The organism is Microbulbifer taiwanensis, from assembly GCF_014904815.1.
Classification (GTDB): domain Bacteria; phylum Pseudomonadota; class Gammaproteobacteria; order Pseudomonadales; family Cellvibrionaceae; genus Microbulbifer; species Microbulbifer taiwanensis.
On sequence record NZ_JACZFR010000012.1, the window covers coordinates 120,288 to 133,798 of the forward strand.

Sequence of the window (13,511 nt, forward strand, 5' to 3'; positions counted from 1 at the left end):
AGCGTTTACCGGGACTTTGCGATGAAAGATCTTTGTGTAGGGGCAGTGCAGATGGTCAGCGGCGCGTCGGTCGCCGACAACCTGGCGCAGGCCGAGCGGCTGCTGCGACAGGCGGCCGAACGCGGCGCCCAGCTGGTGCTGCTGCCGGAGAATTTCGCCCATCTCTCGGATCGCGGCAGCGCCGACGCCGCCGAGCCCTACGCCGGCGTCGCCGGGGCCAGCGCCGATCGGCAGCCGATCCAGTACGCGCTGCAGCGCTGGGCGGCGGAGCTGGGGCTGTGGCTGGTGGCGGGCGCCGTGCCGCTGTCGGAACGCGAAGACGGCTCTGTGGTGGCCGGCGGGCGCACCAGATCCGCCTGCCTGGTTTACGACGATCGCGGCGCACTGCGCGCCCGCTACGACAAGATGCACCTGTTCGATGTGGAGGTGGCCGACGCCGCCGGCCGCTACCGGGAATCCGCCAGTATCGAGCCGGGCGAGCGGCCCCGCGCAGCGGCTTCGCCCTGGGCGCAGCTGGGCCTGAGTATCTGTTTCGATCTGCGCTTTCCCGAGCTCTACCGGGAGCTGGCCACGGCGGGCGCCGAGATTCTGTTCGTGCCGGCGGCCTTCACCTATGTGACCGGCCAGGCCCACTGGATGACGCTGCTGCGCGCCCGCGCGGTGGAAAACGGCTGCTATGTGGTGGCCGCCAACCAGGGCGGCGAGCACTCCCCCAAGCGGCGCACCTGGGGGCACTCGGCGATTATCGATCCCTGGGGGGAGGTGATCGCCGAGGCCGGCGAGGGGGAATCGGTGATCATCGCGACACTTAGTGGGGACAAATTGAAATCCGTGCGGGAGCGCATGCCGCTGCTATCCATGCGGCGGCTGTAGCTCGTTATGCCGGCACAGAGCCTGTACCGGACTTGATCCGGTACAGGCATCCAGTTCAGTGGCACCTGGGTTCCGGCCTGCGCCGGAACGACGAATACCGGCTATTTACGCCGCGTGCGGCAGCTGCTGCTCTATCACATGGGCGGCCTGTTCGGAGATGCCGAGCTTCTCCGCCAGCCGATCCATATAGGCCTTCTCCTGCGGGTTGTCCTCGTTGATGGTCATCGCCGAGACCAGGTAGATATCGAAGGCGGTGGCCGGGTCCCTGACCCTGTCCACCAGCTGGTTCACATCCACCGGCGTGGTCAGGAACTGCCTGAACTCCTCCATGTCGGCGCTGTCCAGCTGGCCCTCGAGGGCCTTGAGGATATTGCGCTGTTCGGCCTCGTCGATGCGCCCGTCCGCCTGCGCCGCGGCCACCATGGCGTACAGCATCAGCTCGGCCTGCTCCTCGCCGCGGGCGCCGCTGTCGTTGGCGGCAAAGCCGAACAGGCCACCGCGGGTCTGCGCCTGCTGCCAGGCGCCGGCGTCGCCGGCCTGGCCCATGGGGCTCTGCTGGCCGAACTTGCCGCCGCTGCGACCGAAGATCTGGCCGAGGATATCGCCCAGGCCACCGCCGGCCGGTTTGCCCGGCGCACCGCCGCCCTGCTGCATCTGTTCGAACACACGGCGGGCGATATCCATCAGTACCGTCGCACCACCGGCCGCACCGGCGCCGCCGAGGATGTCGCCCAGGCCACCACCGCCTCCAGCCGCGCCGGGGGCAGCGCCCGAGCTCTGCCCACCAGGCTGAACCCGACGGCCGAAGATATCGTCCAGGCTGCTATCCTGCGGCGCGCCGGTGGTGGGCGGTGGTACCCGCGAAAAATCCGGTTTGGCGATATCCGGCGCCTGGGCCTGGGGCCGCTGGCGCATCTTCTTGTTCAGCATGGAAATACCGGCGCCGACCAGGGCGCCCAGCAACAGTTTCTTGTTCATGGAGAGGGCCCTTGCAGAGTGGGTGGAATACGCATCCACTGTAGTGAGCCGCGCCGCCAACCCCCACTGACCAGCCGGACTGCCGCGACGCTATTTTGCGATCGCCCTTTTTGTCTGCGGCGAAGCCGGTACAATCGGCCCCCGTTTGCCCCAACCAATGCGTTACAGGACGACTTATGATTCTCGCCGCCCTCGCCATCATCGCCGGATTCGCCCTGCTGGTCTGGAGCGCCGACCGCTTCGTCGAGGGCGCCGCCGCCACCGCCAGACACGCCGGCATGCCAACCCTGCTGATCGGCATGGTGATCGTCGGCTTCGGCACCTCGGCGCCGGAGATGGTGGTGTCGGCCATGGCGGCCCTGGACGGCAGCCCGGGCCTGGCGCTGGGCAACGCCTACGGTTCCAATATCGCCAACACCGGCCTGATTCTCGGCTTCACTGCGCTGTTTATCCCGCTGGCGGTGCACTCGAAGATAGTGCGCAAGGAATTGCCGCTGCTGCTGGCGATCACCCTGCTCGGTGGCTTCTTCCTGTGGGATGGCGCCCTGGCGCGCTGGGAGGCGCTGGTGCTGCTGGCGGGCTTCTTCGGCCTGATCGGCTGGTCCATCTACTCGGCGCTGACCGGCAAGGGCGACGTCATCGAGGGCAATATCGAGAGCGAGCTGGAGATCCATTCGATGACCCTGGGCCGCGCCATCTTCTGGCTGGTGGCCGGCCTGGCCCTGCTGATCGTCAGCTCGCGCATCCTGGTCTGGGGCGCGGTGACCATCGCCGAGTCGCTGGGGGTCAGCGACCTGATTATCGGCCTCACCATCGTCGCCCTGGGCACCTCACTGCCGGAACTGGCGGCCACCGTGATTGCCGCGCGCAAGGGCGAGTACGATATCGCCATCGGCAATGTGGTGGGTTCGAATATGTTCAACCTGCTGGCGGTGGTGGGTATCGCCGGCGCCATAGCGCCCATGTCCAGCGTGCCGCCGGAGGTGCTGTCGCGGGACTGGCCAATGGTGATCGGGCTGACGGTGGCGCTGTTCGTGTTCGCCTACGGCTTTCGCGGCCAGGGGCGCATCAACCGTTTTGAGGGTGGCGCGCTGTTGCTGGCCTATCTCGCCTATAACGCCTATCTGGTGATGACCATTACCAGGACGGCGATGGGCTGACGATATTTATCGCGATGGTTTCGAATTGGGGGTCGGGATCAGTGCCCGGTAGTAATCGGGAAGTCTGATCGCGGCCAACGGCCGCTCCTACAGCGTACTGTCGTCATACCGGCGCATGCCGGTATCCAGAGCCAGTGGCAGCTGGGTTCCGGCCTGCGCCGGAACGACGATGTGAAAGAATTGGATTAATCCCGCCCGCTCTCGAGGCGCGCCAGCCGCGCCTGCAGCCGCTCTATCTCTTCCAGCAACTCTATCGCCAGCGCCGCCCCGGCCACATTCACGCCCAGGTCGCGCTTGAGGGTGTAGACCTTGCGCACGCGCCGCACGCAGATGCCGCTGAAGCGCCAGCGGGTGCGGGCGCCGCGGGGTTCGATAATGCCCTCCTCCACCAGCGCGATGATCTGCTCCGCCGGCATGCCGCAGGCGCGGCAGAGTTCGCCCAGGGTCAGCTCGCTCTCTTCGTCGAGTATGGCGCCGGTGATTTCCTCGGGTTTTTTTGCCGCCATGATCATCCTCCCAGACCGCTGCGCGGATCGAATTCAAAGGCCTCGCTGAACTGGCGATAGGCCTCTTTCTGCGGCTCGCTGTCCGCCGGCGGTGCCACCACGTCCAGCACCACATAGAGATCGCCGGGCTCTTTGGCCGGAATACCGCGGCCCTTGAGGCGCAGCTTGCTGCCGTCCCTGCTGTTCGGGGGAATGGTCAGGTTGACCGGGCCGTCCGGTGTCGGCGCCTGCACCTTGGCGCCGAGGGCCGCCTCCCAGGGGGCCAGCGGCAGCTTCAGGTAGACCGTCTTGCCCTCGACCGAATAGAGCCGGTGCGGGTTGAAGGAGATTTCCAGGTAGAGGTCGCCGGGCTTGCCGTCGCCGAGTCCCGGCTCGCCCTGGCCGGCGAGGCGTATCTGCTGGCCCTCGGTGACGCCCCTGGGAATCTTGACGTTGAGCTTGCGCTCCTTGATCTCGGGTCGCCCGTCCGCCCCCAGTACCGAGTGCTTGAGCGTGATCTGGCGCTTGCCGCCGCGGTAGCTGTCTTCCAGGTCGATGGCGATCCTGGCGTAGGTATTTTCGCCCTCGGCGTGAAACCTGTGCCGGGCGCCGCCCGTATGGCCGTAATGCCTGAAGCCGCCGCCGCGCCCGAACAGGTTTTCGAAGAAGTCGCTGAAGGCCTCCGGATCCGCCTCGGTATAGCCTCCGCCGTGGAACTCGAAGCCCTGGTCCCAGTTGGGCGGCGGGCGGAATTCCTGCCCGGACTGGTAGCCGGCACCCAGCTGGTCGTAGGCGGCGCGCTTCTCCGGATCCTTGAGCACCTCGTAGGCCTCACCCACTTCCTTGAAGCGGTCCTCGGCCTCATGCTCCTTGCTCACATCCGGGTGGTATTTGCGCGCCAGCTTGCGGTAGGCGCGCTTGATCTCGGCCTGGTCGGCATCGCGCTCCAGGCCGAGAATCTGGTAGTAGTCCTTGTATTCCATGGCTTTAATAAAAGCCGAAGATCGGTGGCTCTGCCACGAATTGGGACTGGCAGCTCCCGCTGTGTTCTTTCGTCATACCGGCGCAGCCTCTGCGCCGGTATGACGAGCGGGACAATATTTAAAAGAAAAAAGCCGCCTCGATGGGCGGCTTGAACACTAATTGAAAGATCAGGCTTCGGTTTCCGGCACCTTGGTCAGGTCGCCGACGCCGGCCTCCTTCAGCAGCGAATCTACCAAGGGCGCCATGGCGCGGTGCTTGAGGGCGCTGCCTACCAGCGCCTCGGGCAGGCTCTGGCCCCTGGTCTCGCCATCGCTCTCGAGGATGCCGCCGCTCGCGCGGCCGTCGATGCCGTTCAGGCCCTCGACGGAGATGATCTTCATGCCCTCGATGCTCTCCAGCGGCTTGACGCTCTCACGGATAATATGCGGCAGGTTCTCGTGCAGGCTGAGGACTTTCTTCAGTGCAATCTGCGCGTCGTTGAGGCTGTTGAAGGCCTCGTTCATCAGGCGCTGGCCCTCGGCGTCCACGGCGTATTTCTCGCGGTCGGCCTCGACCTTGATGCGCACGGCCTCCGCCTCGGCGCTGGCCTGCAGGCGCAGTGCCTCGGCCTTGTCTTCCGCCGCGGCCTTTTCCGCTTCCGCGGCCACCTTGATGGAGGTGGCCTGGCGCTCGGCTTCCTTCTGCGCCTCGATGATCTCGATGCGCTTGTCGCGCTCGGCCACTTCCACGTCCTTGGCGGTGCGCACCTGCTCCTCGGCTTTCACCGCTTCCGCCAGGGCCACGTTGGCCTGCTGGTCGGCGACCGACTGCTCCTTGGATTTTTCCGCAACGGCGATGGCGCGCTCCTGCTCGGCGATCTCGACGGATTTCTGCTTGGAGATACGCTGCTCATCGAGAATGCGCTCGCGCTCGATTTCCTGCTCCTGCAGGCGTTTTTCCTTTTCGATTTCCAGCAGTTTGGTGGCCTGCTCGGCACCGATGCGCGACTGATCCACTTCGCGCTGGGCCTCGATCTCCGCCTGGCGTGCGGCCCGGTCCTGGGCAGCCAGCTCCTTGGCAATATCCGATTTCTGCGCCGCTTCGCGGTTTTCGATTTCGCGCTGCTGTTCCAGGTGCGCGTAGCGGGTTTCCTTTTCGATCTCCAGGCGCTTGCGCTCGGCCTCGAGGTTTTTCTGCTCGATCTGTACCCGCGTGTCCTGCTCGACGTCGTTCACTTCCTTGCGCCGCGCCTCGATGGAGCGGGTCATGCTGGCCAGGCCCTCGGCGTCGAAGACATTGTCCTGGTTGAAGAATTCCTTGTGGGTCTGGTCGAGTCCGGTCAGGGAGACGGATTCGAGTTCGAGACCGTTTTTCAGCAGGTCCTCGGACACCACCTGCTGCACCTTCTGCACGAACTGGCTGCGCTGTTCGTGCAGTTCCGCCATCTCCATTTCCGCGGCTACCGAGCGCAATGCGTCGACGAACTTGCCCTCGATCATGTCTTTCAGCGCTTCCGGATCCAGGGTGCGGATACCCAGGGTCTGGGCAGCGTTGGCGATGGCATCGACATCCGGTTTGACGCGCAGGTAGAACTCGGCCAGCACGTCCACACGCATGCGGTCCTTGGTGATCAGCGCCTGGTGCTCCTTGCGCGAAACGGCCAGGCGCAGGGTGTTCATATTCACCGGGATGATTTCGTGCAGCACCGGCAGCACCAGGGCGCCGCCGTTCATGATCACCTTCTGCCCGCCCATACCGGTGCGCACGAAGGAGCGCTCCTTGGAGGCGCGGGTGTAGAGGCGCGCGAAAATGGTACCGATCACTATCAGGCCGACCAGTACGGCACCGGCCATCAATAAAATTGTGGAAAAGTTTTCGATCATATTCATTGTGGTTTTTCCTTTTAGTTATTTACCAGGTGCTGGTTGGTCGGGCGTATCACGCGGAAGTTGCTCCCGCACTCCTCCACCAGCAGCACCTTTTCTCCCTGACTGAAAGTCTCGTTTTCATCCGGCTCCACCATCACATAGTGAGTGGTGCCGAACTGGTCGCTGAAGCGCGCCTCCGCCGGCGATCCCGCCGCGGCCTCGCCGATGGTGATCACGGCCACCTGACCGATAAAGGATTTGCGCCCCACCGCCTCGGTTTCATCGCCGACCGCGAATTTCCGCAACAGGTTGCCGACGAAGCGCACCTGCGGCAGTGCCAGCAACAGCACCGGAATCGCCAGCAGCCAGCCGGGCAACACAAAACCCAGCAGCGAATTGGCAAACATCTGGATCACCAGACCGGTGATACCGAAGCCGACCAGGAAGGCGACCAGCAGTATCAGCGCCGGCACCTCGCCGAAACGCAGCCAGCCGAGCAGCTTGGTCAGCACGCCGCCGGCCTCTGTGTCCGGCGCGTCCAGGTCTATGTCCGCGTCCGGCAGCAGGTTGTCGAGCAGGTCCGAGATGCCGACGCCGATCAGGAGCATGGCCCCTTCCAGCACCGCGATCATCAGCATCAGTACCAGGGCGCCGGTGAACAGCTGGTTGCCGTCTTGTAACAGGAAAGCCATTAAGCCTCCGACTTGATTTTCGCCAACCGCTCCTTGATGCGATTGCTGCGCGCCAGCTCTTCCAGTTCGGCCAGTTTGCTGGCGTCGGCACTGGATTCAGAAGTGGGCACGCCGGCGCGCTCCAGTACGCGGTTGAAGGCCCCCTCGGCCTGGTCGACCTTGTCCGCAGTACGGCGGCTGCCGCCCTGCGCTTCGCCATTGGTACCGTCGACGATATGCTCACTGGCCTTGGCAAATTCGCGCAGCTGCTCACGCATATCGCGCTTCTTACCCTGCAGTGCGCTGATATAGGAATTCAGTTCATTGATTTCCGCATCGGCTTCACTGATGGCTTTTTCCAGCACCGGCAGCTGCGCCTCGATATCCATCTGCTTGGCGATGGCGGCCTCGGCCAGGTCGTCGCGACCCTCTTTTACGGCAATTTCTATCTGGCCGGTGAGGGCAGCGTGGCGATTGTTTTCATCGTTGAGGGTCTTGCTGCTGAGATACTTGGCCGCCTCGGCTTTGCCCAGCTGGTCACGCACCTCGGCGATGGCATCGTCGATCTCGCGGATCGCCTGTTCCATCACCAGCTGTGGGGTAGCGCTCTCCACCGAGTCCACCAGGGCATTGGCGGAGGCGGATATGAGTCGGGATATACGCTTTACCAGTCCTTCTTTCATTGTTTTCTCCTTCCGTTTATTTAACTAGGTGTTCAACAGCAGATCCAGCTGCCTTTTCAGTCGCTTCGTGCAATTCGGGTCGGCCGCCCTCGGTTCCTCCTGCAGGGCCAGCAACAGTATTTTTTCCAGGAAGGCCTCGACTGCCGGCAGGGCGCGCTGCTCCAGTGCGGGAGTGATGGCCTCCTCATCCGCACAGGCCTGCACCGCGGCGGCGCCCTCGGCGAGAAACTCGAGCAGCGCCTCCACCAGCAGGCTCCTGTCGCTCTCGTCCGCACAGCGGGCCTTGATGGGCAGCACGGCTTCGGACGAGGCGATATAGGCGCGGGCGAAACTCTGCAGGCCGACGGATTCCCGCGCCATCGCAATCAACTCTCGCACCTTCTCGCTCTGGGTGATGGCGCCGTTGCGGTCGATGGACATCAGGTAGGCATAGTCGTCCGCTGACAGGCGCGCCGAAATGGATTGTGTTTTGTTGAGCATCGCTTCCCTCCGTGTGTATACAAAAGTACACATGCGTATACAGGGGGTCAACGCAAAGTTGATGAAAGTTATCGCTGTTGATCAATTTCGCGCCAGCGACACTGGCCGCGCGCTGTGCTTTGCTTGTTTTATGCACAGTTGCAAATCCCTTTTCCGCCCGCGACCAATGCCATGTCCGAGCACAACCTGATACTCAACGTCGACAGCTACAAGGCGAGCCACTACCTGCAGTATCCGCCGGGTGCCGGGTATGTGAGTAGTTACATCGAGTGCCGCGGCGGCGTATTTCCGGAAGCGGTTTTCTTCGGCCTGCAGGCATTTATCAAGCAGTACCTGTTGGCGCCCATTTCTGCGGCAGATATCGATGAGGCGGAGGCGCTGTTGCACGCCCACGGCCTGCCCTGCCACCGCGCCGGCTGGGAGCACATCCTCGAGGAGCACGGCGGCCTGCTGCCGCTGGAGATTTCCGCGGTGCCCGAGGGCACGGTAGTGCCGCTGCACAATGTGATGCTGCAGCTGGTAAATACCTGCCCCGCCTGTTTCTGGCTGACCAGCTATCTGGAGACGGCGCTGGTGCGCGCCACCTGGTATCCGATGACGGTGGCGACCCAGAGCCGCGAGATCAAGAAGATTATTGCCCGCTACCTGGAGGAGACGGCGGATTCCCTCGACGGACTGCCATTTAAACTGCACGACTTCGGCAGTCGCGGTGCCAGCAGCTTGGAGACGGCCATGCTCGGCGGCATGGCGCACCTGGTGAATTTCCAGGGTACGGATACGGTGTCCGGGCTGGTGGCGGCAAGAAAATACTATGGCGCCGAGATGGCCGGCTATTCGATCCCGGCCGCCGAGCACAGCACCATCACCGCCTGGGGGCGCGAGCGGGAGGCGGATGCCTACGCCAATATGCTCGAGCAGTTCGCCGGTACGGGAAAACTGGTGGCGGTGGTCAGCGACAGTTACGACATCTGGAATGCGATAGAGAATATCTGGGGCGGTGTGCTCAAAGACAGGGTGATCAAAAACGGCGGCACTGTAGTAATAAGGCCCGATTCCGGCGATCCGGTAAAGATCGTTATCGAAAGCCTGGAGCGGCTGATGCGTATTTTCGGTTGCACGGAAAACAGCAAGGGCTACCGGTTGCTGCCGGAATTTATCCGCATTATCCAGGGCGACGGTATTTCACGGCGCTCGATTCCGAAAATCCTGCAGGCGATGAAAGAGCGCAAGCAGAGCGCGGACAATGTGACTTTCGGTATGGGGGGGGAACTGCTGCAGAAACTGGACAGGGACCTGCTCAGCTTCGCAATGAAGGCCAGTGCGATTCGTATCGACGGCCACTGGCAGGATGTCTACAAGGATCCGGTGACAGGGCCGGAGAAGAAATCCAAGCGCGGGCGCCTGGCGCTGGTGCGCGATGCAAACAATAAATTCAGGACGATTGCGCTGGAAAAGCTGGGGGACAGGGAGAATTTACTGCGGCCGGTATATCGCGATGGGCAGTTGCTGTTGGAGACGACTTTCGACGAGGTGCGCGCGCGGGCGGAAATCTGAAAGGTTGCAAGCCACTGGGGGCAGCATCTCGGCACGCAAACATCCTGTAAATCCGTCGACACATCCGTGGCGTCAGCGGATCCGAAATACTGCTCCCAGTGGCTCGCTTTCAGATGTATCTGTAGGAGCGGCGGGGCGGCCATCCGCCCATGGCCGCGATCGGACTCCTGAGAACTCGGATAGATTGATCGCGGCCATGGGCCGCTCCTACAAGGGATAGAAAAGTTCGGGAAATATTATTTCTCTACGAAAGCCCGCTCGATCACATACTCGTGCGGCACGCCCGCGCGGGTCTCGCGGAAGCCCCAGTCGTCGAGAATGCCGGTCAGGTCCTTCAGCATCGCCGGGCTGCCGCAGAGCATAAAGCGGTCTTCCTCGACATTCGGCTGCGGCACGCCCAGGTCCTGGAAAATCTTGCCGGACAGCATCAGGTCGGTCAGGCGGCCGTTGTTGCGGTAGGGCTCGCGGGTCACGGTCGGGTAGTAGAGCAGCTGCTCGCTGACCATCTCGCCGAAGTACTCGTGGTTCGGCAGCTCCTCCTCGATATGTTCCCGATAGGCCAGCTCGGACTTGAAGCGCACGCCGTGGGTCAGGATGACCTGGTCGAAGCGTTCGTAAACATCCGGGTCCTTGATAATGCTGAGGAAGGGCGCCAGGCCGGTGCCGGTGGACAGCAGCCACAGGCGCTTGCCCGGCAGCAGGTGATCCGCCACTAGGGTGCCGGTGGGCTTGCGACTGACGAAGATCTCGTCGCCGGGCTTGATCTTCTGCAACTGCGAGGTCAGCGGGCCGTCCGGCACCTTGATGCTGAAGAACTCCAGCTCGTCCTCGTAGTTGGCGCTGGCAATGGAGTAGGCGCGCAGCAGCGGGCGGCCGCTGTCCTGCTGCAGACCGATCATCGTAAAATGGCCGTTCTCGAAGCGAAAACCCGGGTCGCGGCTGGTCTTGAAGCTGAACAGTGTGTCGTTCCAGTGGTGAACTTCCAGCACCTTTTCGATATTCAGATTACTCATAACTTTCTATCTACAGTCTATATTCAATTTGGATCTAAGTTTAGAACCACTTATTCCTGAATTCTCTTAATGGTTGAATTTTAGCCCTGGAATATCTATTGGCAAAATGGGATATTTCGATATTCGTTATCTATTCTATCAATTAAAGAATCTGCCGTGCGCTACTCCCTCCGCCAGCTGGAAGTCTTTCTCGCCTGCGCCCACCACGAGAATGTGAGCCGCGCGGCCGAGAGCCTGAATATGTCCCAGTCCGCCGCCTCCACGGCGCTGAAGGAGTTCGAGCAGCAGTTCGAGCTGCGCCTGTTCGAGCGCACCGGCAAGCGGCTGCGCCTGAACGAGCTGGGGCGGCAGCTGTGGCCGCGGGCCGAGGAGTTGCTGGAGCGGGCGCGGGAGCTGGAGCAGACTCTGGCCACACACCGGGACCTGGGGCGGCTGAAGATAGGCGCCACCCTGACCATCGGCAACTACCTGGCCGCCGGCATCATGGCGCGCTATATGGAGGAACAGCCGGGCACACGGGTGGAGCTGGAGGTGGACAACACCTCGGCCATCGCCGAGGGCGTTTTGAACTTCGAACTGGACCTGGGCCTGATCGAGGGCGAACTGAACCACCCGGACCTGGAGATGATTCCCTGGCGCGACGACGAACTGGTGGTCTTCTGCGCGCCGGGGCACCCGCTTGCCGGTCGCAAGCGCCTGACCGACAGGGATCTGGTCGCGGCCACCTGGATCACCCGCGAGTCCGGCTCCGGCACCCGCCAGAGTTTCGAGCGCGCCATGGCCGGGCTGCTGCCGCAGCTGCATATCCGCCTGGAGCTGCAGCACACGGAGGCGATCAAGCGCGCGGTGGAGGCGGGCCTCGGAATCAGCTGCCTGTCGAGGGTTTCCCTCGCCGATGCCCTGAAGCGCGGTTCACTGGTGGAGCTGCCAGTACCCCAGCGGGATCTTTCTCGCGAATTCTATTTTGCCCTGCACCGGCAGAAATATCGCAGTGCCGGTATCGAGCGCTGGCTGGAGTTGTGCCGGCAGGTGCCGTGAAAATTTCCGCGATATCGATCTGTAGATACTCTGTTTCAGTTCAAGCTTTTATTGGCTCGTCATACCGGCGCAGGCCGGTATCCAGTTTCGGAGGTGTCTGGATTCCGGTACCGGATCGAGCCCGGCACAGGCTCTGCGCCGGAATGACGGGAAAGCTGTTCGCCCCTACAGGGCAGATTTATTTAATGAATGATCATTCGTGCTGGTGCCCGGCGCGGCGCGCGTCCAGCCGCCGCGCAAATTCCTGCAGTATCAGCCGGTAGAGCTCGCGCCCCAGGTATTTGTCCTCGACGCCACTGTCGATGGACGGGTTGTCGTTCACTTCTATCACATAGCCCTTGCCGGCGGACTCCTTCACATCCACGCCGTAGAACCCATTGCCGATCGGCTTGGTCGCTTTCAGTGCGGCCTGCAGCACCGCCCTGGGCACCTCGAAGGTCGGCAGGGTGGTGAAAGCGCCGCTGCTGTTTTTCTTGTTGCCGTGGTTGTAGATCTGCCAGTGATTCTTGGCCATATAGTAGCGACAGGCGTAGAGCGGCTTGTTGTTCAGCACGCCGATGCGCCAGTCGAATTCGGTGTAGAGGAATTCCTGTGCGAGCAGCAGGCTGGATTCGGCAAACAGCTCGCCGATCTTGTCCCGCAGCTCCTCCTCGCTGTGCACCTTGACCACGCCGCGGGAGAAGGAGCCGTCGGGAATCTTTATCACCATCGGCAGACCCAGTTCCGCCAGCGCCTTCTGCAGGCCCGTCTCATCGCCGCGGCGCAGTATGCTGGTCCTGGGTGCCGGCACCCTGTGGGTGGCGAAGAGGTCGGCCAGGTAGATCTTGTTGGTGCAGCGCAGGATACTGGTCGGGTCGTCCAGCACCACCAGTCCCTCGGCCTCGGCTTTCTTGGCGAAGCGGTAGGTGTGGTGGTCTATGGCCGTGGTCTCGCGGATAAACAGCGCGTCGAACTCCGGCAGGCGCATATAGTCCCCCGGGCTGATCATCTCCACCGAGAAACCCAGTTCGCGCCCGGCACTGGCGAATTTCTTCAGCGCGCTCTGGTCGGACGGCGGCAGCGCCTCCTCCGGGTTTACCAGTATCGCCAGGTCGTAGCGGCTGTTGTCGCTCTTCTTGCGCTGTCGCCACACCTGGTTGCTGAAACTGTCCAGCGCCTCGGCAAACAGGGTTTCCTCCGCGTCGCTCAGCTCGCGGTGGGAGCAGATACGCAGGTCGGCAATCTCCCAGGCCTTCTCGCAGGCGAGGTGAATCTCCAGCACCGGGCAGGCAAAGCGGTCGAACAGCAGTCGCGCCAGCGGCTGCAGGGCCGGCTCGGCGCACTGGCCAAAGTAGGACTTGACCACCAGGTGGGTGCCGGGTTCTTCCGGTGGGCGCAGCTTGGAGAGCGCGGGCAGCACCCGCGCCAGCTGCAGCTTGTACAGCTGCGGCAGCGACAGGTCGTTGAGGGTGCGCACGCTGGGCAGCACATGGTGACTGCGCGCCTCCGCCAGTAGCGAACAATAGTAACCCTCGGCGCGGTAGTCGTAGTCCGCGCACAGGTTGATGACCCGCACGCGCTGCTGGCGGGCGGAGAGCTGCAGATAGTCGGCAAAGGTGATCACGCGCTCGCTGGGATAGTAGGGAGCCCAGTCGTCGAGCCGGTCGATCACGATTAGCACCTGGGACATGCAAGTAGGCGCCTCAAAAAGGGGGTGGTCAACAGCGCGAAAGATAGAAGAAATACTGCCCAACACCTAATTTTTT

General features: G+C 62.9%; 13 protein-coding genes. 4 read left to right on the plus strand and 9 right to left on the minus strand.

What is annotated here, in order from left to right; genetic code table 11:
• Positions 1–21 precede the first annotated feature (21 nt).
• Entirely contained in the window at positions 22–873 is an 852-nt protein-coding gene (locus IG627_RS04385) for a carbon-nitrogen hydrolase family protein (RefSeq protein ID WP_193190318.1), read from the plus strand.
• A 105-nt stretch (positions 874–978) separates the two neighbouring features.
• Here the strand turns inward: IG627_RS04385 and IG627_RS04390 are convergent, their stop codons facing one another.
• Positions 979–1,851 (minus strand): DUF533 domain-containing protein, encoded by an 873-nt coding sequence (locus IG627_RS04390; RefSeq protein WP_193190319.1) that lies wholly within the window; start codon positions 1,849–1,851, stop codon positions 979–981.
• A gap of 176 nt (positions 1,852–2,027) precedes the next feature.
• Between IG627_RS04390 and IG627_RS04395 the strand changes: the two genes are divergently transcribed.
• Entirely contained in the window at positions 2,028–3,011 is a 984-nt protein-coding gene (locus tag IG627_RS04395) for a calcium/sodium antiporter (RefSeq protein ID WP_193190321.1), read from the plus strand.
• A gap of 185 nt (positions 3,012–3,196) precedes the next feature.
• Here the strand turns inward: IG627_RS04395 and IG627_RS04400 are convergent, their stop codons facing one another.
• The 6 genes from IG627_RS04400 to IG627_RS04425 all read right to left on the minus strand — a co-directional run bounded on the left by IG627_RS04400 (position 3,197) and on the right by IG627_RS04425 (position 8,161).
• On the minus strand, positions 3,197–3,517 hold the full coding sequence (locus IG627_RS04400; RefSeq protein ID WP_193190322.1) for a chaperone modulator CbpM: 321 nt from the start codon (positions 3,515–3,517) through the stop codon (positions 3,197–3,199).
• Between the two features lie 2 nt (positions 3,518–3,519).
• Complete coding sequence (locus tag IG627_RS04405; RefSeq protein WP_193190323.1) at positions 3,520–4,479, minus strand: DnaJ C-terminal domain-containing protein; 960 nt, start codon at positions 4,477–4,479, stop codon at positions 3,520–3,522.
• A gap of 168 nt (positions 4,480–4,647) precedes the next feature.
• The gene (locus IG627_RS04410; RefSeq protein ID WP_226864702.1) at positions 4,648–6,348 is read right to left on the minus strand and encodes a flotillin family protein; all 1,701 of its coding nucleotides are present in this window, start codon (positions 6,346–6,348) and stop codon (positions 4,648–4,650) included.
• 14 nt (positions 6,349–6,362) lie between these two features.
• Positions 6,363–7,019 (minus strand): YqiJ family protein, encoded by a 657-nt coding sequence (locus IG627_RS04415; RefSeq protein ID WP_193190324.1) that lies wholly within the window; start codon positions 7,017–7,019, stop codon positions 6,363–6,365.
• Positions 7,019–7,681 (minus strand): PspA/IM30 family protein, encoded by a 663-nt coding sequence (locus IG627_RS04420; protein ID WP_193190325.1) that lies wholly within the window; start codon positions 7,679–7,681, stop codon positions 7,019–7,021. The genes IG627_RS04415 and IG627_RS04420 overlap by 1 nt, the downstream gene beginning before the upstream one ends.
• Positions 7,682–7,705: 24 nt before the next feature.
• Positions 7,706–8,161, minus strand: a complete 456-nt coding sequence (locus IG627_RS04425) for a hypothetical protein (RefSeq protein WP_193190326.1) — start codon at positions 8,159–8,161, stop codon at positions 7,706–7,708.
• A 171-nt stretch (positions 8,162–8,332) separates the two neighbouring features.
• Between IG627_RS04425 and IG627_RS04430 the strand changes: the two genes are divergently transcribed.
• Positions 8,333–9,715, plus strand: coding sequence for a nicotinate phosphoribosyltransferase (locus IG627_RS04430; protein ID WP_193190327.1), 1,383 nt, complete (start codon positions 8,333–8,335; stop codon positions 9,713–9,715).
• Positions 9,716–9,951: 236 nt separating this feature from the next.
• On the opposite strand, the gene IG627_RS04435 is transcribed toward IG627_RS04430, so the two are convergent.
• Positions 9,952–10,728 (minus strand): ferredoxin--NADP reductase, encoded by a 777-nt coding sequence (locus tag IG627_RS04435; RefSeq protein WP_193190329.1) that lies wholly within the window; start codon positions 10,726–10,728, stop codon positions 9,952–9,954.
• A gap of 156 nt (positions 10,729–10,884) precedes the next feature.
• Here IG627_RS04435 and IG627_RS04440 point away from each other — a divergent pair, with 156 nt between their 5' ends.
• Positions 10,885–11,766 (plus strand): LysR family transcriptional regulator, encoded by an 882-nt coding sequence (locus IG627_RS04440; RefSeq protein WP_193190331.1) that lies wholly within the window; start codon positions 10,885–10,887, stop codon positions 11,764–11,766.
• 193 nt (positions 11,767–11,959) lie between these two features.
• On the opposite strand, the gene IG627_RS04445 is transcribed toward IG627_RS04440, so the two are convergent.
• Entirely contained in the window at positions 11,960–13,435 is a 1,476-nt protein-coding gene (locus tag IG627_RS04445) for a RimK family protein (protein ID WP_193190333.1), read from the minus strand.
• Positions 13,436–13,511 lie beyond the last annotated feature (76 nt).